The organism is Priestia sp. P5_B4, from assembly GCF_056400385.1.
Window position 1 is genome coordinate 1 of record NZ_JBFULJ010001369.1, and the last position, 698, is coordinate 698.

A 698-nucleotide genomic window follows, 5' to 3' on the forward strand; every position below is an offset into this window, starting at 1 on the left:
GTACGTGGTTATAGCGGCGGTGGTTCTCTTTTATGTACCTTTAAAAACAGGAGAGGAAACGACCTCAATTAAAACGGCTAGCTTTTTTGGTCACAGGGAGTCTACGGACCGAGTGAGACTTCTTGAAGATGGTTATGAGGCAGGAAGAGTTCGTATTCAAATGATTCAAGAAGCTGAGAAATCGATTGATATTGCATATTACTCAATAGGAAAAGGAGAGTCAACTGATTTAATTATGGCCGCTCTTTTTAAAGCAGCTGATCGAGGCGTCCATACTCGCGTTCTTTTAGACGGGATAGCTAACGGCTTGCGGGGAAGCCGAAGAGGCGTGCTCTACGCATTAGCCTCACATCCTAATATTGAAGTGAAGTATTATGAACCGTTTCAATTGTTTAAACCTTGGGCGTGGCRAAATCGTATGCATGACAAAATAATGATTGTAGACGGACAGCTAGGTATAATAGGGGGCCGGAATATAGGGGACAAATATTTGGCTAAAAAGCCTCCTCCAGACTTTGTTTATGATCGTGATGTCTTTATTACAAACAGTAAACATAAACAAGATAGCGTCATCACTCAAATGCAAAATTATATAAATGAATTATGGGCTCATCCTTACACTAAAAAAGCTTTTTATCATCTCACGCAGTACCAGGTCGATCAGGGAAAGAGGATGAAAGCTTTTCTGCTGCAGCAAT

1 protein-coding gene is annotated in these 698 nt (G+C 41.0%); it reads left to right on the forward strand.

Features of this window, described 5'->3' with window-relative positions:
- Nucleotides 1-698 (forward strand): phospholipase D-like domain-containing protein (locus AC1DRF_RS31045; protein ID WP_477742707.1); only part of this gene is annotated, 698 nt, incomplete at both ends.